The following is a 20837-nucleotide window of genomic DNA, read 5'->3' as shown; positions in this document are numbered from 1 at the left end:
TGTCAGCGGCGGTTGTCAGCGACGAAGCGCTGAACCGCGGCGAGTTCCGCCGGCAGCACCGTGTAGCGCTCTTCGCGTTCGAGCAGGCCGTCCATGTGCGGCGGCAGCGGCGCCCCGGTGAAGCCCGCCTTGACCACCGCCTCGGCGAACTTGGCCGGGTGCGCGGTGGCCAGGGTGATCATCGGCGTGGCGCGGTCGGCGCGCACCCGCTCGACGGCGCGATAGCCGGTGGCAGTGTGCGGGTCGAGCAGCTCCTTGGTGCGCTGGTGCGCCTCGCGGATCACCTCGAGGATGGTGTCGTCATCGACGCTGAAGCTCGAGAACTTCTCGCGCAGCCGTGCCAACGGCGCCTCGGCGAGTGCCGCCGGCTCGCGCTGGAAGCGCTCGAGCAGCTCGCGCACGGCGCTGCCGTCGCGCTCGTAGGCATCGAACAGCAGGCGTTCGAAGTTCGACGACACCACGATATCCATCGACGGCGCCAGGGTGGCGGCGAGTTCGCGCTTGGAGAAGTCGTTGTCGGCGAGGGTGCGGTGCAGGATGTCGTTGGCGTTGGTGGCGATGATGAACTGCTTCACCGGCAGCCCCATCTGGCTCGCCATGTAGCCGGCGAAGAGATTGCCGAAGTTGGCCGAGGGCACGCAGAAGCTCACCTCGCGATGCGGCGCACCGAGGGCGACCGCCGAGGCCACGTAGTAGACGATCTGGGCCATGATGCGCGCCCAGTTGATCGAGTTGACCGCCACCAGACGGGTGCCGTCGAGGAACGCCTGATCGGCGAAGCTCGCCTTGACCATCGCCTGGGCGTCGTCGAAGTTGCCCTCGATGGCAATATTGAAGACATTGTCGGCGAGCACCGTGGTCATCTGCCGCCGCTGCACCTCGGAGACGCGGTTGTGCGGGTGCAGGATGAAGATATCGAGATGGTCGCAGTGGCGGCAGCCCTCGATCGCCGCCGAGCCGGTATCACCGGAGGTGGCGCCCATGATCACCGCGCGCTCGCCGCGCTTGGCCAGGAAGTGATCGAGGATCCGCCCCAGCAGCTGCAGCGCGACGTCCTTGAACGCCAGCGTGGGGCCGTGGAACAGCTCGAGCAGGAAGTGATTGGCGTCGAGCTGGTTGAGCGGCACCACCGCCTCGTGGCTGAAGGTGGCATAGGCGTCGTGAACCAGGCCGCGGAAGGTGTCGTCATCGATCTCGCCGCCGACAAAGGGCTGCATCACCTGGAAGGCGATCTCGGCATACGACAGCCCCGCCATCCCCGCCAACGTCTCCGCCGACAGCTGGGGCACCGTTTCCGGCACGTAGAGCCCGCCATCGCTGGCCAGACCGGTCAACACCACTTCCTCGAAATTCAGCGCCGGCGCCTGCCCGCGCGTACTGATATAACGCATCTTGGTTTCCACTCGGTCCTGGGCTACTAGCCCCTGCTGTCAGTCGCGACTTAGAGGGTGTTTACAAAATGCCTGCGCTCGGCAATGCGGCGTTAAAATCGGCCTCAAAATGCTCATTCACCCCGCGTAAACTCCACTTTTTCGACCGATTTTGCCTTGTCTTGCCTTCGCTCGCCGACTTTGTAAACACCCTCTTAGAACGCCTTTCACAACCGCTAGACGACGTGGGCTCATCCGGCGGCAGGGCCTCGCGAGGGCGCTGTGAACCCCTCCCTGGGCGCTACCTTTGCCATCCCTGGCAAAGGACCCTCGCTTTGCGCTGCCCCCGCACCCATTGTCAGAGGGTTGGGGAATGGGCTCTTATTCCTGCTCGTCCAGGGACTCGACCCGAATCCGCGTCACCGGACCGGCGATGTCGGCCAGCGACTCGAGCTGGCGGATCGCCTCGTTCATGTGCTGCTCGCGGGTGCGATGAGTCATCAGGATGATCGGCACCAGTTCGCCCTCGGTGGCCTCTTTCTGGATGATCGCTTCGATCGAGATGCCGTGCTCGGAGAGAATGGTGGCGACCCGCGCCAGCACCCCGGGGCGATCCACCGCCAGCAGCCGCAGGTAGTAGGCGGTGACGATATCCTCCATCGGCAGGATCGGCAGCGCATTGACCTCGTCGTTGACCCCACTGAAGGCCAGATAGGGCACCCGGTAGTGGTGCGCGGTGGTGATGTCGCGGGCCACGTCGAGCAGATCCGCGACCACCGCCGAGGCGGTCGGTTCGGCTCCGGCCCCGGCCCCGTAGTAGAGCGTCGGACCGGTGGCGTCGCCCATCACCGCAATGGCGTTCTTGACCCCGTGGACATTGGCCAACAGGCGCTCCTTGGGGATCAGGGTCGGATGCACGCGCAGCTCGACGCCGCTGTCGCTGCGCCGGGTGATACCCAAGTGCTTGATGGTGTAGCCGAGGTTGTCGGCCTGCTCGACGTCCTCCGCGGTGATCCGCGCGATGCCCTCGGTGTAGGCGCGATCGAACTGCAGCGGCACGCCATAAGCGATCGAGGCGAGGATGGTCAGCTTGTGGGCAGCGTCGATGCCCTCGACGTCGAAGGTCGGGTCGGCCTCGGCGTAGCCCAGCGCCTGGGCCTCGGCGAGCACGTCCTCGAACGCCCGGCCTTCGTCGCGCATATGGGTCAGGATGTAGTTGCCGGTGCCGTTGATGATGCCGGCGAGCCACTGGATACGGTTAGCGCCGAGCCCCTCGCGCAGCGACTTGATCACCGGGATACCGCCGGCCACCGCGGCCTCGAAGGCGACGATCACGCCCTTGTCATGGGCGGCGCGGAAGATCTCGTTGCCGTAGACCGCGATCAGCGCCTTGTTGGCGGTGACTACGTGCTTGCCGTGCTCGATGGCGGTCATCACCAGCTCGCGGGCAACGTCATAGCCGCCGACCAGCTCGACCAGCACGTCGACATCGGGGTTGCGCGCCACCTCGAAGATGTCGCGGGTGACCTTGATACCGGTGGTGTCGCAGTCGGGGTTGTCGCGGCGCGCACCGACCTGCTCGATCACGATCGGGCGACCGGCGCGACGCGCGATCTCGTCGGCGTTGCGTGTCAGCACATTGAAGGTGCCCCCGCCTACGGTGCCCAAACCGCAGATACCCACTCTCACCGGTTTCAAGATATCACTCCCCTGTCTCGCGGCGCGGCAAGCCTGCCGCGCCGCCTGATTGTCTTAAGGCCCGCTGTCGCAGGTCCTGGGTCCGGGCCGGCCAAGCGCCCCATGAGTTGTACGACGTTCTGGACGACGTGGTGGCCCCAGAACCGTCCGCGCTCGTCGGCTTTTTGTACAAGCCCTGGCCGCCCTTTTCGCGCCCAACACGCGACGGATGCAGCGCCGCGGGGCCGGTCACGGTAGAAAGCCCCGCCCCCCTTGTCAAGGGAACCACTGCTTAAATGCCTGCACGAGCGAATGACTGCGTTGCGCGGTACTCGAAGGCTCGCCTAACCCCATGTTATGTCTCGCCCTCTGCGTTCCGTGCGCCTTGCCCTTCATCTCGTTCGGCGATTTATGCAGCGTTTCCCAAGCGGCGGCGCCCCGGTTTCAGCTCTTGGCGTTGGGGTCGATGCCGAGCATCGCCGCCAGGCGCTTGGCCGGCAGATAGCCCGGCACCATCTTGCCATCGGGGAAGATGATCGCCGGGGTACCCTGGATGCCAGACTCGACCCCCAGCTGGTACTGCTTGGCGATCGGTGCATCACAGCTCGCCGGGGCGTCCACCGCATCGCCGCGGAAGGCGGCACTCATCGCCTCGGAGCGGTTGTCGGCACACCACACCTGGGCCAGCTGGCGCGCGGCGTCGGAGTCCGGCCCCATGCGCGGGAAGGCGAGATAGTCGACCTCGATGCCCATGGCGTTGAGCTGGTTCATCTCGGCGTGCAGCTTATGGCAGTAAGGACAGGTGGTATCGGTGAACACCGTGAGCCTGGCCTTGACCTTGCCCGCCGGCTTGTAGACCACCCGCTGGTCCTCCGGCACCTTGTCGATGAGCGCCTGACGCCGTGCATTGGCCGCCTGCTCGGTCAGGTTGACCATGCCATCCTTGGCGTTCTGATAGAGATCGCCGACGATCAGATATTCGCCCTTGGCATCCGCGTAGAGCGTATTGCCCCCCTTCAGCCGCACCTCGTAGAGCCCCGGCAGCGGCGAGTCGTCGATCGACTCGATCGGCAGCGGCTGGCCGCTGTGGGCATTGAGCTTGGCGGCCAGATCACTGGGCGGCTTGGCGAAGGCAGCGGGCGTCAGGCAGAGTCCGGCCAGCGCCAGCGCGGCCAGGGTCGAGCGACTTCTCATGTTCAACCTCTCGGGTGATGTTGGGCGTGCAGGGCTTCCAGGCGGGCCTGGGCCACATGCGTGTAGATCTGCGTGGTGGATAGATCACTATGCCCCAGCAGTAGCTGTACGACACGCAAATTGGCGCCATGATTCAATAAATGGGTCGCGAAAGCGTGGCGCAGCGTGTGCGGCGACAGCGGCTTGTCGATCGCCGCCAGGCGGGCATAGTGCTTGATCCGGTACCAGAAGGTCTGGCGCGTCATGCAGGCATCCGCGCGCCCGGGAAACAGCGCCGGCTGACGGATGTCGCGCATCAGCTCGCCACGCCCCTGCCGCAGATAGCGCTCGAGCCAGCTCAGGGCCTCTTCGCCCAGCGGCACCAGCCGCTCCTTGTCCCCCTTGCCGCGCACCAGCACCACCCCCTGACGCAGGTTGACCGCCGCGACGCTGAGCCCCACCAGTTCGGAGACGCGCAGACCGCAGGCATAGAGCAGCTCGAGCATGGCGCGATCGCGCAGGCCCAGCGCCGAGTCGACATCCGGCGCTGCCAGCAGCCGCTCGACATCGCGCTCGTCGAGCGTCGCCGGCAGCCCGGGGGTGATCTTCGGCGGCTCGATCTCGGCCAGGGGGTCGTGGGCGATCAGCCCTTCGCCCAGCGCCCAGCGATAGAAGCGCCGTAGACACGACAACAGCCGCGCCACCGAGCGCGCATGGTAGGTCTCGCGACGGCCATCGACGAAGGCGTTGACACTGCTCTCGGCGGGCGCCAGCAGCCGCTCGTCACGGCTTTCGAGAAAGCCGATCCAGGTCGATAGGTCGTGGCGGTAGGCGCTCAGCGTGTGTTCGCTGACGCCGCGCTCGAGCCACAGCGCATCGAGAAAGGCGTCGCGGCGGTCGTGATCGTTCATACGCTCATGGGCTCGTGATCATCGGCAGAGTTGGCTCGACCCCGCAGCATAACGCAGAAGACCCCGTGCGCCGAATGCGCACGGGGTCTTCTCGGATGGCGATGCCAACGCCCCGGCCACCAGGTGCCGGGGCATCATCGCTATCAGCCCAGCTTTTCCTTGATACGCGCGGATTTGCCGCTGCGCTCGCGGAGGTAGTAGAGCTTGGCCTGACGCACGTCGCCGCGACGCTTGACTTCGATACCGGCAACCAGCGGGCTGTAGGTCTGGAAGGTACGCTCGACGCCGACACCGTGGGAGATCTTGCGCACGGTGAAAGCGGAGTTCAGACCGCGGCTGCGCTTGCCGATGACCACGCCTTCGAAGGCCTGCAGACGCTCGCGGTTACCTTCCACGACCTTGACCTGGACGACCACGGTATCGCCGGGGGCGAAGGCCGGGATGTCCTTGTTCATCTGCTCGTTCTCGAGCGCCTGGATCACCTTGTTCTTGCTGCTCATGTCTTGCTCCTGGTTTGAGAGGAGTGCCCCTGGGGGCGCTCCGTGATCCCGGCGCGAGTTCGCTGAACCGGCGCGGAATCGGACTGTGAGTGACGCATGCAGGCGCCTGGCCTCATGCACCGCCGTCGCGTGCGACGTGTTCCTCGATGAACTCGTCGAGTAGCTGCTGCTGCTCGCGGTCCAACGTTCGGCTCTCCAACAGATCCGGACGCCTGAGCCAGGTGCGTCCGAGAGATTGCTTCAGGCGCCAGCGCCGGATCGCCGCGTGATTGCCGCTGAGCAGTACCTCCGGCACCCGGTGACCATCGATCACCTCGGGGCGGGTGTAGTGCGGACAATCGAGCAGACCGCTGGCGAAAGAGTCTTCGCTCGCCGAGTCGCTGTGGCCGAGTACCCCAGGCACTTCACGGGACAGCGCGTCGATCAGCACCATCGCCGGCAGCTCGCCGCCGCTGAGCACATAGTCACCAATCGACCACTCTTCGTCGATATCGGCTTCGACCACGCGCTCGTCGATGCCTTCGTAGCGCCCGGCAACCACGATCAGGCTCTCGCGGGCGGCCAGTTCCCTGGCGCCGGCCTGATCCAGCCGCCGGCCCTGCGGCGAAAGGTAGATCACCGTCGGGCGCCGGCCCTCGGCGGCGGCACTGCGGCGGGCGTCATCGAGCGCCGCGCGTAGTGTCGCCACCTTCATCAGCATGCCGGGACCTCCACCGTAGGGGCGATCGTCGACCGTGCGATGTCTGTCCGTGGCGTAGTCCCGAGGATTCCACAAGGCCATCTCAAGCAGGCCTCGCTCCACGGCCCGACCGGTCACGCCATGCCGGGTAATGGCCTCGAACATCTCCGGGAACAGGGAGACGACACCTATCCACACGGTACGCTTCTCCTCCCCAGCCGCGCTCTTGCCCCCGCCTGCGCGGGAAGCTAGAACGTCGGGTCCCAATCGACCGTCATCTCGCCGGCGGCGAGATCCACCGCGACGATCACATCGTCGGGCAGAAACGGCAGCAGCCGTTCACGATCGTCCACGCTGTCGCTGCCGGGCTTGACCACCAGCACGTCATTGGCACCGGTCTCGAACAGATGATCGACCCGGCCCAGCCTGACGCCCTTACGGGTCACCACGTCGAGCCCCTCCAGCTGATGCCAGTAGAACTCGCCGTCTTCCAGCGTCGGCAGCGCCGACTTGGCCACCGACACGTCGGCGCCGGCCCACTGCTCGGCCAGCTCACGGGTGTCGACGCCTTCCAGCCGCACCACCAGCGCCTTGCCCTGCGGGCGCGCCTCGATCAGCTTGCGCACCTCGCGCTGGCCGTTGAGCGTCAACGTCCACTCGGGGTAGTCGAAGATGCCCTCGGCCGGGCTGGTGTACGAATAGACCTTGAGCCAACCCTTGACGCCGTGCGGGCTGGTCAGGCGGCCCAGCAGCACCTGCTGCGGGTCGTCGTCATGCGCCGCTGCCGACATCACGCTCGAACTCAGGCCTGGGCCTTGCGTGCTTCTTTGACCAGCTCAGAGACGCGGTCGGAGACCTGCGCACCCTGGGACTCCCAGTGAGCGACGCGGTCGAGATCGACGCGCAGACGCTCTTCCTGACCGCGCGCGATCGGGTTGAAGAAACCGACGCGCTCGATGAAGCGGCCGTCGCGGGAAACGCGAGAGTCGCTGACGGTCAGGTGATAGAAGGGACGCTTCTTGGCGCCACCACGTGCCAGACGAATGGTAACCATTGCGTTGATAATCCTTCGGTTAAGTGAATCGTTACGCCACGGAATCGAGTCTTCCCGGGCGTAGGCCCGAGACGAAGACGCAGCATTCTACGGAAAAGCCCGCCGATTGGAAACCTTTTGTTGAGGTTTGCCACCGCCCGGCGGGCGCGCGGGCGGCTCAGCGCCAGGGGAAACCGCCGCCGCCACCCATGCCGCCCATGCCCCCCATACCGCCGGGGCCACCCGGGCCGCCGCCGCCGCCCATCATGCCCGACATGCCGCGCATCATCTTCTGCATGCCGCCTTTCTGGCCGGCCTTCTTCATCATCTTCTGCATCTGCTTGTGCTGCTTGAGCAGACGGTTGAGATCGGGCACCTGGAGACCTGCACCGGTAGCGATGCGCCGCTTGCGCGAGCCGTTGATGATCTCCGGCTTGCGGCGCTCCTGCGGGGTCATCGAGTTGATCAGCGCCTCGAGCTTGCCGAACTCCTGCTCGGCGCCCTTGTTCTGGGCCATCTCGGCCATCTGCCCCATGCCGGGCAGCTTCGACATCAGACCGCCCATGCCGCCCATCTTCTTGAGCTGCTGCAGCTGGTCGCGGAAGTCCTCGAGATCGAAGCCCTGGCCCTTCTTGACCTTCTTGGCGAGCTGCTCGGCCTTGCCCTTGTCGACGTTGCGCTCGGCCTCTTCGATCAGCGACAGCACATCGCCCATACCGAGAATGCGCGAGGCGACGCGATCGGGGTGGAACGGCTCCAGCGCATCGACCTTCTCGCCCATGCCCATGAACTTGATCGGCTTGCCGGTGATGTGGCGCACCGAGAGTGCGGCACCGCCACGCGCGTCACCATCGGCCTTGGTCAGGATGACCCCGGTCAGCGGCAGCGCATCGTGGAACGCCTTGGCGGTGTTGGCGGCATCCTGACCGGTCATGGCGTCGACCACGAACAGGGTTTCCTGCGGCTGGATCGCCCGGTGCAGCGCCTGGATCTCGGCCATCATCGCCTCGTCCACCGCCAGGCGGCCGGCGGTGTCGACCAGCACCACGTCATGGAACTGGATCTTGGCGTGCTTGATCGCCGCCTCGGCGATCGCCACCGGCTGCTCGGCGCTGGTCGACGGGAAGAAGTCGACCTCGACCTCACGCGCCAGGGTCTCGAGCTGGTCGATGGCGGCCGGACGATAGACGTCGGCGGAGACCACCAGCACCTTCTTCTTCTCGCGTTCGCGCAGGTACTTGGCCAGCTTGGCCACCGAGGTGGTCTTGCCCGCCCCCTGCAGCCCCGCCATCAGCACCACCGCCGGCGTGCCCTTGAGGCTCAGCGCCTCGTTGGCCTGGCCCATGATCGCTTCCAGCTCCTGCTGCACGATCTTGACGAACTGCTGGCCGGGGGAGAGGCTCTTGGAGACCTCCTGACCCACCGCGCGCTCGCGCACGCGATCGACGAAATCCTTGACCACCGGCAGCGCGACGTCGGCCTCGAGCAGGGCGCGACGCACCTCTCGCAGGGTGTCCTTGATGTTGTCTTCGGTCAGGCGCGCCTGGCCGGTGATCGACTTCAGCGTCTGCGACAGGCGATTGGAGAGACTTTCGAACATGGAACGCTCCGGGCGGCGATGCCGGGCACCGCAGGGTTCGACCAGGGGATCGCGGCGCCGCTGAAAAAGAATGTGGCTGACCATTATACGCGTGAGTGCCACGTCTCTCCACGTACCGATGCAGGACAGCCGCGCCATCCCCCGGCGGCCGGGGTCACGGCTGGGCGCAGCGACGCCGATTGGGTATAGTGGCCGACGCTATGTACAGGATTGATCTGAATACTCCTTCACCGTTCGGGCGGGCGCCTCGCGGCCGCTCCATGAGGCTTTGACACCGATGCCGGCGCTTCCCTTCGCCCTGGTCGCTATCGTCTGCTATCTCGCCGCCGGACTCTGGCAGAGCCTGAGCCTGGCCCGGCGCGTCGCCGAGCGCCCGCGCTGGGTGCGCACCGCCGGGGTGGTCGCGCTGCTCTGCCATGGCGTGATCGTCGGTCTGACCCTGCTCGGCCCCCACGGGCTACACATGGGGCTGACCCAGAGTGCGGCGCTGATCGGCTGGGTGGTGGTGGCACTGCTGCTGCTGTTCAGTCTGTTCAAGCCAGTGCTGAATGCCGGCGTATGCATCTTCCCGGTGGCCGCCATCACCATCGTCGCCGCCATCGGCATGCCCAGCACCATGACCGAATCGGGGATCTCCCCCGGCCTCTACTTCCATATCCTCAGCTCGATCGCGGCATTCTCGTTCTTCGCCATCGCCGCAGTGCAGGCAGTGCTGCTGGCGTTCCAGCATCATGCGCTGAAACAGCGCCAGACCCTGGGTATCGTTCAGGTACTGCCACCGCTCACGCGCATGGAGCAACTGCTGTTCGAACTGATCTGGTGCGGCATGCTGCTGCTGACGGTGGCCATCGTCAGCGGCTTCGTGTTCGTCGACAACCTGTTCGCCCAGCACCTGGCGCACAAGACCATCCTGTCGCTGCTCGCCTGGCTGATCTTCGCCGCCCTGATCGCCGGCCATCACTACCTCGGCTGGCGCGGCCCCAAGGCGGTGCGCTGGACGCTGGCCGGTGTCGGCGTACTGGTGCTGGCCTTCTTCGGCACCAAGTTCGTGCTCGAGTACATCTTCCACTACAACGCCTGATGCCGGGATCATACCGGGCCTTCGACGCTTGGCGGTTGCGCGCGCGCCGCTCTCGGGCCAAGCTCGAACGAGCGAGTGGCTCGCGGCCGTGATATCGGCCCCGTCTCGACGCACCTCCCGGCGGCTCGGCGGCGCCGGGGGCGCCGGGGGCGTCTCAACGAACAAGAGGAAAGCGCCGTCTTGAACGACGACATACCCTTGGGCCTGATGCTGGGCCTGCTCTTCGTGCTGGTCTGCCTCTCGGCTTTCTTCTCCAGCTCCGAAACCGGCATGATGTCGATCAACCGCTATCGCCTGAACCATCAGGCCAACAGCGGCGGCCGCGCAGCCAGACGCGTGGTCGAGCTGCTCAAGCGCCCCGATCGCCTGCTCGGGGTGATCCTGATCGGCAACAACCTGGTCAACAACCTGGCCGCCTCCATCGCCACCATCGTCGCCATCCACTTCTTCGGTGATGTCTCCGGCCCCGCCATCGCCACGCTGGCGCTGACCATCGTGGTGTTGATCTTCGGCGAAGTGACCCCCAAGACCTATGCCGCGATCAAGCCCGACCGCATCGCGCTGCCCGCCTCGCTGGTGCTGGCACCGCTACTGCGTCTGTTCTATCCGCTGGTGTGGCTGGTCAACGCGATCTCCAACAATCTGCTGCGTCTGCTCGGGGTCAAACAGCTCGAGGCGGGCAAGGACAACCTCACCCGCGACGAGCTGCGCAGCGTGGTCCATGAGGCAGGACCGCTGATCCCCAGCCGCCACCAGGCCATGCTGCTGTCGATCCTCGATCTCGAGAACGTCACCGTCAACGACATCATGGTGCCGCGTCACGAGGTGGTCGGGCTCGATCTCGACGACGACCTCGACGCCCTGCTTGCCCAGATCCGCCAGAGCCAGCACAACCGTCTGCCGATCTACAAGGGCGACATCAACAACATCATCGGCATCCTGCACCTGCGCAACGCCTCACGCTTCCTGACCAAGCCCGATCTCACCAAGGCAGCGATCGTGCAGGAGGCGCGCGAGCCCTACTTCATCCCCGAATCCACCCCGCTGCATACCCAGCTGCTCAACTTCCAGCAGCAGAAGCGGCGTATCGGCGTGGTCGTGGACGAGTATGGTGACGTGCAGGGGCTGGCGACGCTGGAGGATATCCTCGAGGAGATCGTCGGCGAGTTCACCACCGACGTGGCCGGAACCTACCGCGATATCCATCCGCAGACCGACGGCGCCTACGTGATCGAAGGCACGGCCAACATTCGCGAACTCAACAAGGCGTTGGGATGGCAGCTGCCCACCGACGGCCCCAAGACCCTCAACGGACTGATTCTGGAGCAGCTGGAATCCTTCCCCGACGCCGCCGCCTGCCTGCAGATCGGCACCACCCGACTGGAGATCCTGGAAATCAAGGATAATCTGATCACGTCGGTACGCTGCTGGCAGCAGGGGGTCAGGCGGCGCAGCGGCGAGTGACGCCCGGGGCCGCCGGCGTCATCGCCGACAGGCCCGCACTCGCCAGGATCAGATCAGCCCACCGCGACGCTGGGCCAGCTCCTCGTCGGCGCGCTGCTTGAGCGCGCGCACCCGAGTCTCGAGCAGCCCCCGGGTCGCCTCGCGGGCGTTGATCGGCTCGCCGAAGGCCAGGATCACCCGAGCACGCACACGGCGTGGCCACTTGCTCAGCGCCTTGCCGCCGCAGTTGGAGGTCCACGAGCCCCACAGCCCACCCAGCGCCGCCGGCACCACCGGTACCGGGTTGCGCGCCAGCACCAGCTCCAGACCGCGGCGGAAGGCGTGCACCTCGCCATCCGGCGTCAACCGCCCCTCGGGAAAGATCATCACCACCTCGTCGTGGCACAGCGCCCGGCTGACCTCATCGAGAGCGCGGCGTACGCCACCCGGATCGCGCCGGTCGGAGTCCACCGGGATGGCCCCGGCGATACGGAAGAACCAGTTGAGCCAGGGCGACTCGTAGATCGGCCGATCCATCATGAAGCGCAGCGGCCGCGGGCAGGCGCCACCGAGCACCAGCGCATCCATGAAGCTGACGTGGTTGCACACCACCAGTGCCGGGCCGGTGGCGGGAATGTGGTGGCGGTCGCGGAAGCGCAGCCGATAGACCAGACGCACCAGCACGAAGATCAATAGCCGCAGCGCCGGGCGCGGATTGCGGATCAGCAGACCGATACCCACCAGCAGCGCGGCCCAGCCCAGGCCGTAGAACAGCGTCGCCAGCGACAGTGACAGCAGGCTGAGCACGACGATACCGAACAGCGCCGAGCCGATCATGAACAGCGCATTGAGAATGTTGTTGGCGGCGATCATGCGCGCCCGCTGCGCCTCGGGGCTGGCCAACTGCATCAGAGTGTAGAGCGGCACGCTGTAGAGCCCGCCGCCGAGGCCGACCAGCGCCAGCAGCGTGCTCATGCGCCAGAACTCGGTACTCCCCAGCAGCGTGACCAGCGCCTGGGGCGCCTGGGCCGGCACCACGGTGCCCGCCAGCTCGATCCCCGCGACCCCGATCACCAGCACCCCGAGGGGTACCAGCCCCAGCTCCAGGCGCCCGGCCGAGAGCCGTGCGCAGAGCAACGCGCCGGCCCCCACCCCGAGCGCAAAGGCGCCGAGCAGAAAGCTCACCGCACCCTCCTCGCCGTGGGCCACATCGCGCACCCAGGCGGGCAGCTGGGTCAGATAGCAGGCGCCCAGGAACCAGAAGAAGCTGATGCCGATCAGCGCCAGGCGCAGGCGGCGCTCGCGCAGCCCGTCGCGCATCACCTCGAGGGTGCCCGAGAGCGGGCGCCAGGCGACGCGCCCAGTGGCAATGGGCGGCGCCGGCGGCACGCCGAAACTGGCGACCAGCCCGGCCAGCGCCACCGCGACCAGCGCCAGCGCGATCGCCGCGCGGCCCAGGGCACCATCGAGGGACGCCAGCACCCCGGCCAGCAGCGTACCGAGCAGAATCGAGACGAAGGTGCCCAGGTTGACCCAGGCGTTGCCCTTGACCAGCTCGGTCGCCGCCAGATGCTGCGGCAGGATGGCGTACTTGACCGGCCCGAACAGCGCCGACTGGGTGCCCATCATGAACAGCAGCGCCAGCAGCAGCGCGAACAGCTCGAACCAAACCGCTGCAGCCGCGGCGAGCATGGTCGCCAGCTCCAGCAGCTTGAGCCGGCGCACCAGGCGCTGCTTGTCGAGATGATCGGCGAGGGTGCCGCCCCAGGCGGAGAACAGGAAGAACGGCAGGATGAACAGTCCCGCCGCCAGATTGTTGAGCAGCCCCGTGTCCCAGCCGTAGCGCGGTACGGCGACGAAGGTCAGCAGCAGCAGCAGGACGTTCTTGAACAAATTGTCATTGAAGGCGCCGAGCGCCTGGGTCCAGAAGAAGGGCGCGAAGCGGCGTCGCGCGAGCAGCCCCCGGGTCACGTCGCGTCCGGAAGATGCCGCAGGCCGCGCAGAGTGGTCGAGAGCAGCTGGTCGAGCAGCTCCCCGACCTCCATCGGTTGGCCCTGCCAGTAGCCGAGACGGTCATTGAGCCCCAACTGCACCAGACCGTGCACGCTGCCCCACAGGGTGCGCGCCATACGCCGCGCCTCGACCGCGGAGAGCGCCGGCTGATGGCGCCGCAGCGCCGCCTCGACACGCACGAACAGCGCCTCGATGATATGGTTCTGGCGCTCGTCGAGCTCGCCCTCCTCCGCCAGCGGATACTCGAACAGCATCTGCCAGCGATAGGGCTCGTGCTGGGCGTATTGCCAGTAGGCGGTGGCCAGCGCCTTGAGCTGCGGCTCCGGCTCGGCCTCCTCGAGCCCGGCAACCGCCGCGCCCATACGATCGAGGGTCTCGATGTTGACGTACTGCAGCAGATTGCTGAAGCTGCCGTAGAGCTTGAGCAGCGTGCTCGGTGCACAGCCCACGTCTCGCGCCAGTGAGCGCAGCGACAGCGTATGCACCGAATTGCCCTGCAACCAGGCATCGCATGCCGCCATCACCTGGGCATGAAGCGCCTCGGGCGCATGCTGTCGGGGTCGAGCCATCGAATCCCTCGCTCGGAAAATCATCAGTCGCTGTCACGCCCCGCCGGGTGCGGGAATGTTGTTGTCGATTTAAAATCGAACAGCGTTTCCCAGCATATCGGTAATCTCTGCAAACGCAAGCGTCCATACGGCTAACACATCGATTTCGCGAGGCTTTTGCCAGTGCTACCGGCACCGTGGCGAGGCCCTGCCAGGGACGGCGTGCTAGACTCCAGCCAGCGCTGGCAACGCCTGCGATTCAATGCACTCTCAGGAGAGACCATGGCCGGTCGCTTACATATCGACGACTGGACGCGCCACCCGACGCTGGCGGCGCTGGGCCAGCGCCAGCAGCCCCGCCTGAGCCCCAACGTGGCGCCGCGGCAGTGGGCCTCGATCCTGCGCCGGGACGCCGACAGCACCCGACTGTGCGACGCGTTCTGGGGCCTCACGCCCGACTGGCTGGCGGTGCTCGACCACGCCCCGCACTGCGCCCGCGCGGAGTCGCTGGAGAGCCGCCCGATGTTCCGCGAAGCGTTCGCCACCCGGCGCTGTGTGGTCCCGGTGACCGGGGTGTTCGTGTGGCAGCAGAGTGCGCGCGGCAAGCAGCCCTATCTGGTGACCCAGGCCGAGCGCGCGCCGCTGCTGCTGGCCGGCCTGTGGACCCGCTATCGTCAGGACCACGGCCCCGAGCGCGACTCCTTCGCGCTGATCACGGTGCCCACCTCGACCTTCCTCGGCGCGCTCACCGACCGCCTGCCGGCGATCGTGCCGCTGGCCGCCCTGGATACCTGGCTGGCCGAAGAGACCCCGGCAGTCAAGGCGCGCGAGTGGCTGACCCCGGCGCCGCCGGAACTTCTGGGGGCGTTTCCGGTCTCCAAGCGGATCAACGATCCGGCGCATCAGGATTGGGCATGTGCCTACCCCACCGGCCCCATGCAGGTGTGGTCCGCCTAGCCCACACGCGGCCGTTTGGACACCGTGGTTGTTTGGCACATAGTGTTCGACCGGGCTAGCACACCAGTACCACGCAACGCAGCGATTCGTTGGGGACGCCGAGTCCGCGCAGACATTTTGTGAACACCCTCTTAGACAGACAGGGAGCATCCATGCCTCACCCCCGGATATCGCGCGCGCCCACCTGCGCCTGGCTGGCCGGACTCGGCCTCATGGCCCTGCTCGGCGTCTGCCAGGCCGCACCGCTGGCCCCAACGGCCGAGACAGCCGCCGCCGAGGCGCCGCCAGCGACCGGCGACACGCCGATCCAGAGTCCCAACGACAGCCGCGCCTATCGCGCCGTCACCCTCGCCAACGGGCTCGAGGTGCTGCTGATCAGCGACCCCGAAGCCGACAAGGCGGCGGCGGCCATGGACGTCTCGGTGGGCAGTGACAACGACCCCGCCGACATGCCGGGGCTGGCGCACTTCCTCGAACACATGCTGTTCCTGGGCACCGCGGGCTACCCCGATCCGGACGGCTACCAGAGCTTCATCCAGCGCAACGGCGGCTCGCACAATGCGTTCACCGCAGCCCAGGACACCAATTTCTATTTCGATGTCGACCCCCAGGCCTTTCCCGAGGCGCTGGACCGCTTCGCTCAGTTCTTCGTTTCGCCCCAGTTCAACCCGGAGTACGTCGACCGTGAACGCCACGCGGTGAACTCGGAGTACCAGGCGCGCCGTGCCGACGACGCCCGCGGCATCGCCGAAGCGCTGGGCAAGGCGCTCAACCCCGAGCACCCGATCAACCACTTCTCGGTCGGCAACCTCGACACCCTCAACAGCGATAAGCGCCCGCTGCGTCAGGCGCTGGTCGACTTCTACCGCGCCCACTACGACGCCAACGTAATGCATCTGGTGGTGCTCGCGCCGCAGCCGCTGGACACGCTGGAACAGGAGGTGCGCAGCCGCTTCGTGGCCATCGCCGACCACGACCTCTCGCGGCCGCAGATCGACACCCCGCTGGCGCTCCCCGGCCAGTTGCCGGCACGCCTGCGGGTCAAGACCCACGAGAGCCGCCAGCGCGTCGAGTTCCTGTTCCCGATCGCCGACCCCATCGGTGACTATGCCGACAAGCCCGATGCCTACGTCGCCAACCTGCTCGGCCACGAAGGCGAAGGCAGCCTGCTCGCCGCGCTGCGCCGACAGGGCTGGGCCGACGGGCTCTCCGCCGGCACCCGCGAGGCCGACGGCCGCCACGCCCTGTTCGATGTCTCGATCAGTCTCACTGCCGAAGGGGTGGCGCATCTCGACCAGATCCAGGCCAGCCTGTTCGCTCAGATTCAGCGCCTGCGTGACCAGGGTGTGGAGGCGTGGCGCTACCGCGAGCAGGCCGACCTGGCCCAGCAGGCGTTCCGCTTCCAGCAGCGCCAGGAGCCGATCCAGACGGTGAGCAGCCTGGCCATGAGCCTGGCCTACTATCCGCTCGCCGACGTGCAGTATGCGCCCTACCGCATGGATCACTTCGCCCCCGCGGCCATCGATGCACTGCTCGACCGGCTCACGCCGGACAACCTGCTGCGGGTCTACAGCGGCCCCGAGGTCGAGGGCACGCAGACCACGCCCTACTTCGCTGCCCCCTATACCCTGACCCGGGTGTCCCAGTGGCCCGAGGCGCAACCCCTCGACGGCCTCGGGCTGCCCGAGCCCAACCCCTATATCGCCGACGATCTGAGCGTCGAGAGGTTTCCCGCCGCCGAGCCCGAGCGCCTCGTCGACACGCCGAGCGTCGAGCTCTGGCACCAGGCGGACAGCGATTTCGGCGCGCCCCGGGTCGAGTGGCGCTTCAGCCTGCAGTCTCCCCAGGCCGCCAGCGATGCACGCCACGCCGTGCTCACGCGGCTGCTGGCAGGCTGGCTCAACGATGGGCTCAACGAGCGCTTCTACCCGGCCTCCCTGGCCGGCCAGGAGTTCGTCGCCTATGCCCACGGGCGCGGCATCACCCTGGCCTTCTCCGGCTGGCGCGACCACCAGGCGCGCCTGATGCAGACCGTGATCGAACAGCTCCAGCACGGCGAGATCAGTGCCGACAGCCTCGCCCGGGTCAAGCAGGGGCTGGCGCGCAGCTGGCGCAACGCACCCCAGGATGCGCTCTACCAGCAGATGCAGCGCACCCTGGGCGAGGCGCTGATGCGCCCGCAGATCAGCACCCGCAACATGCTCGCGGCGCTCGATGAGATCGACGTGCAGGACGTGCGTGACTACCGCCGGCACTTCCTCGGCCAGCTCTACCTGCAGGGTATGGCAGTGGGCAACCTGGACGCCGAGCTCGCGCGACGCGAAGGCCTGCTGGTGGCCAATGCGCTCGCGCCGCGGCTGCACGCCGACGACATCCCGCCGCTCACCGCACTCGAAGTGCCGGCCGATGCTCCGGTGCTGCACCCGAATACCGCCCGCGACGACGCGGCGGTGCTGCGCTATCTCCAGGGCCCCGATCGCTCGCTGGCCAGCCAGGCGCGCCTGGCCGTGCTCGGCCAGCTGATCGGCCCGCCCTTCTTCGCCCAGCTGCGCACCGACGAGCAGCTCGGCTATATCGTCAACGCCGGCTACGCGCCGCTGCTGGATGCTCCCGGGCTGAGCCTGCTGGTGCAGTCGCCGAGCGCCGACAGCGCCAAGATCGACGCGCGCATGGATGCCTTCCTGGCCCGCTTCGACCAGCATATCGATACCCTCGACGCCAGTGAACTCGCACCCTACCGCGAAGCGGTGCGCCAGCAGCTGTTGACCCGCGACCAGTCGCTGGAGGAGCGCGCCGACCGTCTGTGGCAGAACCTGGCCTACCCGGAGGTCGACTTCGAGCGTCGCCGTCACCTCGCCGCGGCGGTCGCCGAGGTCACGCCACAGGCGCTCGAGCAGGCGTGGCAGGCGCTGCGAGCGCACCCGGCGCTGCGTATCACCGCCGACCCGGGCGACACGGCCAGCGACGTCGATGCGCTGACCCACGGCTTCAATCCGCTGCCGCGCTGAGCGGGGTCACCCACCCCAGAAATGCAGCGCCCCGGCCATGGCCGGGGCGCTTTGCATCGTGTCAGGGTACAGCGTTTGATGCTGATCGCCCTTGCGCGGAGCGACAGCTCGCGGGCGTCTCCATTGGCCGCTGCGACGAGGAGTGACCGCACCCGCCACCGGTCAGTAGGCGTCGAAGGCCTGCTCCGGCATGATCGACTCGACGTACATCACCAGCTCTTCGAGCACCTGACGCTCGCGCGCGTCGAGGGCGGTCTGGTTGAGCCGTTCGATCTCCCGCGCGAACTCCTTGAGGGTGAAGGCACCGCTCTGCGGATCGTTCATGCGTGACCAGCGGTAGGCCTCCCACTGCGCCTTCTCCTCGCTCTCCAGCGTCTCGGGATAGCTGCGCGCGCGCATGCGGAACAGCATCTCTTCCAGCCGCGGGTCCTGAAAGGCGAAGCCGGTCTGTCCCAGCGCCTCCGGCGGCGTGGCGTGGACCCGCTCCATCGCCTGACGGTCATGCGGCGAGAAGAAGCCGCCGGAGTAGAGCATCAAATCGGGGTCCCGCGGCGGCTCGGCAGGCCCGTCGGCAAAGGCCGCAGCCGCCTTGCTGGCGGCTTCCGGGTTCTGCAGCAGCGTCTGCCAGTGGCGCTCGCACAGGGCGCGATCGATACTCAGGCGCTCGGCCACCGTGGCGTCAACCGCGGCAATCGGCAGCAGCACCGGGCTGCGGTTGAGATGCACCACCTTGAGCGGAATGCGCGATTCGCCCTCGGCCAGTTCGCTCTCGCTGACGAACAGCCGCGCCTTGATCTCCTCCAGCGATAGCGACGCCAGCGGCGCCGGATCCACCGCCAGGTCGTAGACGATCACCCCATTGGGGTTGCTGGGATGCTTGGCCAGCGGCACTACCAGCGCGCTGCAGCCGCGGCTCGCCGGGTAGCGCCGTGACACGTGCAGCATCGGCTTGCGCGCCTCGACATCGAGCAGTGCCGCGACCCGACGCTTGTCGCGCAGCGACAGCAGATACTCGAAGAACTTGGGGTTGGCTTCACGCAGCCGTCGCGCCAGGGCGATGGTCGCGCGCACGTCGGCCAGTGCATCGTGGGCCCCGGCGTGCTCGATCCCGTTGGCGGCGGTGAGGTGCTCGAGCTTGAAGCTGGGCGCACCATCCTCGCGCTGCGGCCACTCGATACCGTCCGGGCGCAGCGCGTAGAAGGCACGCACCGCATCGATCAGGTCCCAGCGCGAGTTGCCGTTCTGCCACTCGCGGGCGTAAGGGTCGAAGAGGTTGCGGTAGAACAGATGACGACTCACCTCGTCGTCGAAGCGCAGGCTGTTGTAGCCCAGCGAGCAGGTACCCGGCACGCTCATCTCGGCCAGGATACGCGCGGCGAACTCTGTCTCGGGCACGCCGCGGCGCAGCGCCGCCTGGGGGGTGATGCCGGTGATCAGGCAGGCCTGGGGGTGCGGCAGGTCGTCATCCGCGGGGCGCGCATAAAGGGTCAGCGGTTCGCCGATCGGATTGAAGTCGGCATCGGTGCGAATGGCCGCGAACTGCGAGGCGCGGTGGCGCCGGGGGTCAGCGCCGAAGGTCTCGTAGTCGTGCCACAGAAAAGTCAGTGCCGCCTTGGCCTTGGCCATACCGCTCTCCGCCTGCGCAAAAGCGCAAGCCTAGCACACGCCCGGGCGCGACTCATGCCCCCCGGGGCGCGATTCGGTGGCAGCTCAGTCGCGGTTGGGCAGGGTCACGTTGAGTTCGAGCACCGAGCAGTCGTTGTCGCTGTCGAGACTGATGCTGATCGCATCCTGATCGACCTGAACATAGCGCCGGATCACCTCGAGCAGCTCCTGCTCCAGCATCGGCATGTAGTCAGGCTGGCCACGCTGGCCGCGCTGGTGCGCGACGATGATCTGCAGCCGCTCCTTGGCGACCGACGCGGACTTCTTGCGTTCACCCTTGAGAAAGTCGAGTAGTCTCACCGGCGGCCCCCTCCTCCGAACATGCGCGAGATGAGGCCACGCTTCTGCGCCGCGTGGAAACGCAGCGGCACCTCTTCGCCCATTAGTCGAGCTACCGTGTCCAGATAGGCCTGACCGGCATCGCTCTTGTCATCATGGACCACCGGCACGCCCTGGTTGGAGGCGCGCAGCACCGCTTCCGACTCGGGGATCAGGCCGATCAGCTCGATCGCCAGGATCTCGCGGATGTCTTCCAGATTGAGCATGTCGCCGTCATCAACGCGGTTGGCGTTGTAGCGCGTGATCAGCAGGTGCTCCTTGACCGGATCGCGATTCTGCTCGGCGCGCCGCGATTTCGACGACAGCAGCCCGAGAATACGGTCGGAGTCGCGCACCGAGGAGACCTCGGGGTTGGTCACCACCACCGCCTCGTCGGCGAAGTACATCGCCAGCTGGGCGCCACGCTCGATCCCTGCAGGGGAGTCGCAGATGATGTAGTCGAAATCCTCGGCGAGATCGTTGAGCACCTTCTCGACGCCTTCGAGCGTCAGCGCATCCTTGTCGCGGGTCTGAGAGGCCGGAAGGATGTGCAGGTTCTCGGTGCGCTTGTCACGGATCAACGCCTGGTTGAGCCCCGCCTCGCCCTGGATGACATTGACCAGGTCGTAGACCACGCGCCGCTCGCAACCCATGATCAGATCGAGGTTACGCAGACCCACGTCGAAGTCGATGACCACGGTCTTGTTGCCGCGCAAGGCCAGTCCCGTGGCAATGGCCGCAGCGCTGGTCGTCTTGCCGACGCCACCCTTACCGGAGGTTACAACGATGATCTTGGCCAAGATGAACTTCCTGTTACCCGATAGATTGTTGATCACACCCGCCCGAAGCGGGGCGACACCT

The 20837-nt window shown here is 67.0% G+C and carries 18 protein-coding genes; 4 read left to right on the top strand and 14 right to left on the bottom strand.

The annotated features are described in order from the left end of the window. Nucleotides 1–2 precede the first annotated feature (2 nt). From thrC to ffh, 9 genes are all read right to left on the bottom strand, one after another. Nucleotides 3–1391, bottom strand: coding sequence for a threonine synthase (gene thrC, locus ABV408_RS03975; RefSeq protein WP_353981166.1), 1389 nt, complete (start codon nucleotides 1389–1391; stop codon nucleotides 3–5). Between the two features lie 360 nt (nucleotides 1392–1751). Further along, nucleotides 1752–3068, bottom strand: a complete 1317-nt coding sequence (locus ABV408_RS03970) for a homoserine dehydrogenase (RefSeq protein WP_035475370.1) — start codon at nucleotides 3066–3068, stop codon at nucleotides 1752–1754. 423 nt (nucleotides 3069–3491) lie between these two features. Next, nucleotides 3492–4241 carry a DsbC family protein gene (locus ABV408_RS03965; protein ID WP_353981165.1) on the bottom strand — a complete coding sequence of 250 codons (750 nt, stop codon included), beginning with the start codon at nucleotides 4239–4241 and terminating at the stop codon, nucleotides 3492–3494. 2 nt (nucleotides 4242–4243) lie between these two features. Then, nucleotides 4244–5131 carry a site-specific tyrosine recombinase XerD gene (gene xerD / locus ABV408_RS03960; RefSeq protein ID WP_353981164.1) on the bottom strand — a complete coding sequence of 296 codons (888 nt, stop codon included), beginning with the start codon at nucleotides 5129–5131 and terminating at the stop codon, nucleotides 4244–4246. Between the two features lie 143 nt (nucleotides 5132–5274). Next, a complete protein-coding gene (rplS, locus tag ABV408_RS03955) occupies nucleotides 5275–5631 on the bottom strand; it encodes a 50S ribosomal protein L19 (RefSeq protein WP_035475366.1) in 357 nt (118 codons plus the stop codon). Nucleotides 5632–5743: 112 nt separating this feature from the next. Next, nucleotides 5744–6508, bottom strand: a complete 765-nt coding sequence (gene trmD / locus ABV408_RS03950) for a tRNA (guanosine(37)-N1)-methyltransferase TrmD (RefSeq protein ID WP_110674740.1) — start codon at nucleotides 6506–6508, stop codon at nucleotides 5744–5746. A 50-nt stretch (nucleotides 6509–6558) separates the two neighbouring features. After that, entirely contained in the window at nucleotides 6559–7101 is a 543-nt protein-coding gene (gene rimM, locus ABV408_RS03945) for a ribosome maturation factor RimM (protein ID WP_353982199.1), read from the bottom strand. Nucleotides 7102–7112: 11 nt separating this feature from the next. Beyond that, nucleotides 7113–7364 carry a 30S ribosomal protein S16 gene (gene rpsP, locus ABV408_RS03940; RefSeq protein WP_035475363.1) on the bottom strand — a complete coding sequence of 84 codons (252 nt, stop codon included), beginning with the start codon at nucleotides 7362–7364 and terminating at the stop codon, nucleotides 7113–7115. Between the two features lie 157 nt (nucleotides 7365–7521). After that, entirely contained in the window at nucleotides 7522–8943 is a 1422-nt protein-coding gene (ffh, locus tag ABV408_RS03935) for a signal recognition particle protein (RefSeq protein WP_353981162.1), read from the bottom strand. A 277-nt stretch (nucleotides 8944–9220) separates the two neighbouring features. Here ffh and ABV408_RS03930 point away from each other — a divergent pair, with 277 nt between their 5' ends. Both ABV408_RS03930 and ABV408_RS03925 read left to right on the top strand, forming a co-directional pair. Beyond that, nucleotides 9221–10024 carry a cytochrome c biogenesis protein CcsA gene (locus ABV408_RS03930; RefSeq protein WP_353981161.1) on the top strand — a complete coding sequence of 268 codons (804 nt, stop codon included), beginning with the start codon at nucleotides 9221–9223 and terminating at the stop codon, nucleotides 10022–10024. Nucleotides 10025–10204: 180 nt separating this feature from the next. Next, nucleotides 10205–11488: an HlyC/CorC family transporter gene (locus tag ABV408_RS03925; RefSeq protein WP_353981160.1), complete on the top strand. Its 1284-nt coding sequence runs from the start codon at nucleotides 10205–10207 to the stop codon at nucleotides 11486–11488. Between the two features lie 48 nt (nucleotides 11489–11536). Here the strand turns inward: ABV408_RS03925 and ABV408_RS03920 are convergent, their stop codons facing one another. Both ABV408_RS03920 and ABV408_RS03915 read right to left on the bottom strand, forming a co-directional pair. After that, nucleotides 11537–13438: an MFS transporter gene (locus tag ABV408_RS03920; protein WP_353981159.1), complete on the bottom strand. Its 1902-nt coding sequence runs from the start codon at nucleotides 13436–13438 to the stop codon at nucleotides 11537–11539. After that, the gene (locus ABV408_RS03915; protein ID WP_285951657.1) at nucleotides 13435–14049 is read right to left on the bottom strand and encodes a TetR/AcrR family transcriptional regulator; all 615 of its coding nucleotides are present in this window, start codon (nucleotides 14047–14049) and stop codon (nucleotides 13435–13437) included. Before ABV408_RS03915 ends, ABV408_RS03920 begins: the two co-directional genes overlap by 4 nt. Before the next feature lie 261 nt (nucleotides 14050–14310). Between ABV408_RS03915 and ABV408_RS03910 the strand changes: the two genes are divergently transcribed. Together ABV408_RS03910 and ABV408_RS03905 are read left to right on the top strand one after the other, a co-directional pair. Next, complete coding sequence (locus ABV408_RS03910) at nucleotides 14311–14985, top strand: SOS response-associated peptidase (protein WP_353981158.1); 675 nt, start codon at nucleotides 14311–14313, stop codon at nucleotides 14983–14985. A 152-nt stretch (nucleotides 14986–15137) separates the two neighbouring features. After that, on the top strand, nucleotides 15138–17993 hold the full coding sequence (locus tag ABV408_RS03905; RefSeq protein WP_353981157.1) for an insulinase family protein: 2856 nt from the start codon (nucleotides 15138–15140) through the stop codon (nucleotides 17991–17993). Between the two features lie 162 nt (nucleotides 17994–18155). Here the strand turns inward: ABV408_RS03905 and sbcB are convergent, their stop codons facing one another. The 3 genes from sbcB to minD all read right to left on the bottom strand — a co-directional run bounded on the left by sbcB (nucleotide 18156) and on the right by minD (nucleotide 20776). Continuing rightward, on the bottom strand, nucleotides 18156–19619 hold the full coding sequence (gene sbcB, locus ABV408_RS03900; protein ID WP_353981156.1) for an exodeoxyribonuclease I: 1464 nt from the start codon (nucleotides 19617–19619) through the stop codon (nucleotides 18156–18158). 84 nt (nucleotides 19620–19703) lie between these two features. Next, complete coding sequence (gene minE, locus ABV408_RS03895; RefSeq protein ID WP_035475350.1) at nucleotides 19704–19958, bottom strand: cell division topological specificity factor MinE; 255 nt, start codon at nucleotides 19956–19958, stop codon at nucleotides 19704–19706. Further along, nucleotides 19955–20776 carry a septum site-determining protein MinD gene (gene minD, locus ABV408_RS03890; RefSeq protein ID WP_353981155.1) on the bottom strand — a complete coding sequence of 274 codons (822 nt, stop codon included), beginning with the start codon at nucleotides 20774–20776 and terminating at the stop codon, nucleotides 19955–19957. Before minD ends, minE begins: the two co-directional genes overlap by 4 nt. Between the last annotated feature and the right edge of the window lie 61 nt (nucleotides 20777–20837).

The organism is Salinicola endophyticus, from assembly GCF_040536835.1.
In the GTDB taxonomy this organism is placed as follows: Bacteria; Pseudomonadota; Gammaproteobacteria; order Pseudomonadales; family Halomonadaceae; genus Salinicola; species Salinicola endophyticus_A.
This window is presented reverse-complemented; position numbering and strand designations above follow the sequence as displayed.

Bases quoted from the DNA above. Each gene is read 5' to 3' on its own strand.
- rpsP (WP_035475363.1), bottom strand. From the start codon at position 7,364: ATGGTTACCATTCGTCTGGCACGTGGTGGCGCCAAGAAGCGTCCCTTC.
- sbcB (WP_353981156.1), bottom strand. From the start codon at position 19,619: ATGGCCAAGGCCAAGGCGGCACTGACTTTTCTGTGGCACGACTACGAG.
- rplS (WP_035475366.1), bottom strand. From the start codon at position 5,631: ATGAGCAGCAAGAACAAGGTGATCCAGGCGCTCGAGAACGAGCAGATG.
- rimM (WP_353982199.1), bottom strand. From the start codon at position 7,101: ATGTCGGCAGCGGCGCATGACGACGACCCGCAGCAGGTGCTGCTGGGC.
- ABV408_RS03905 (WP_353981157.1), top strand. From the start codon at position 15,138: ATGCCTCACCCCCGGATATCGCGCGCGCCCACCTGCGCCTGGCTGGCC.
- thrC (WP_353981166.1), bottom strand. From the start codon at position 1,391: ATGCGTTATATCAGTACGCGCGGGCAGGCGCCGGCGCTGAATTTCGAG.
- ABV408_RS03910 (WP_353981158.1), top strand. From the start codon at position 14,311: ATGGCCGGTCGCTTACATATCGACGACTGGACGCGCCACCCGACGCTG.
- ffh (WP_353981162.1), bottom strand. From the start codon at position 8,943: ATGTTCGAAAGTCTCTCCAATCGCCTGTCGCAGACGCTGAAGTCGATC.
- ABV408_RS03965 (WP_353981165.1), bottom strand. From the start codon at position 4,241: ATGAGAAGTCGCTCGACCCTGGCCGCGCTGGCGCTGGCCGGACTCTGC.
- ABV408_RS03915 (WP_285951657.1), bottom strand. From the start codon at position 14,049: ATGGCTCGACCCCGACAGCATGCGCCCGAGGCGCTTCATGCCCAGGTG.
- xerD (WP_353981164.1), bottom strand. From the start codon at position 5,131: ATGAACGATCACGACCGCCGCGACGCCTTTCTCGATGCGCTGTGGCTC.
- ABV408_RS03930 (WP_353981161.1), top strand. From the start codon at position 9,221: ATGCCGGCGCTTCCCTTCGCCCTGGTCGCTATCGTCTGCTATCTCGCC.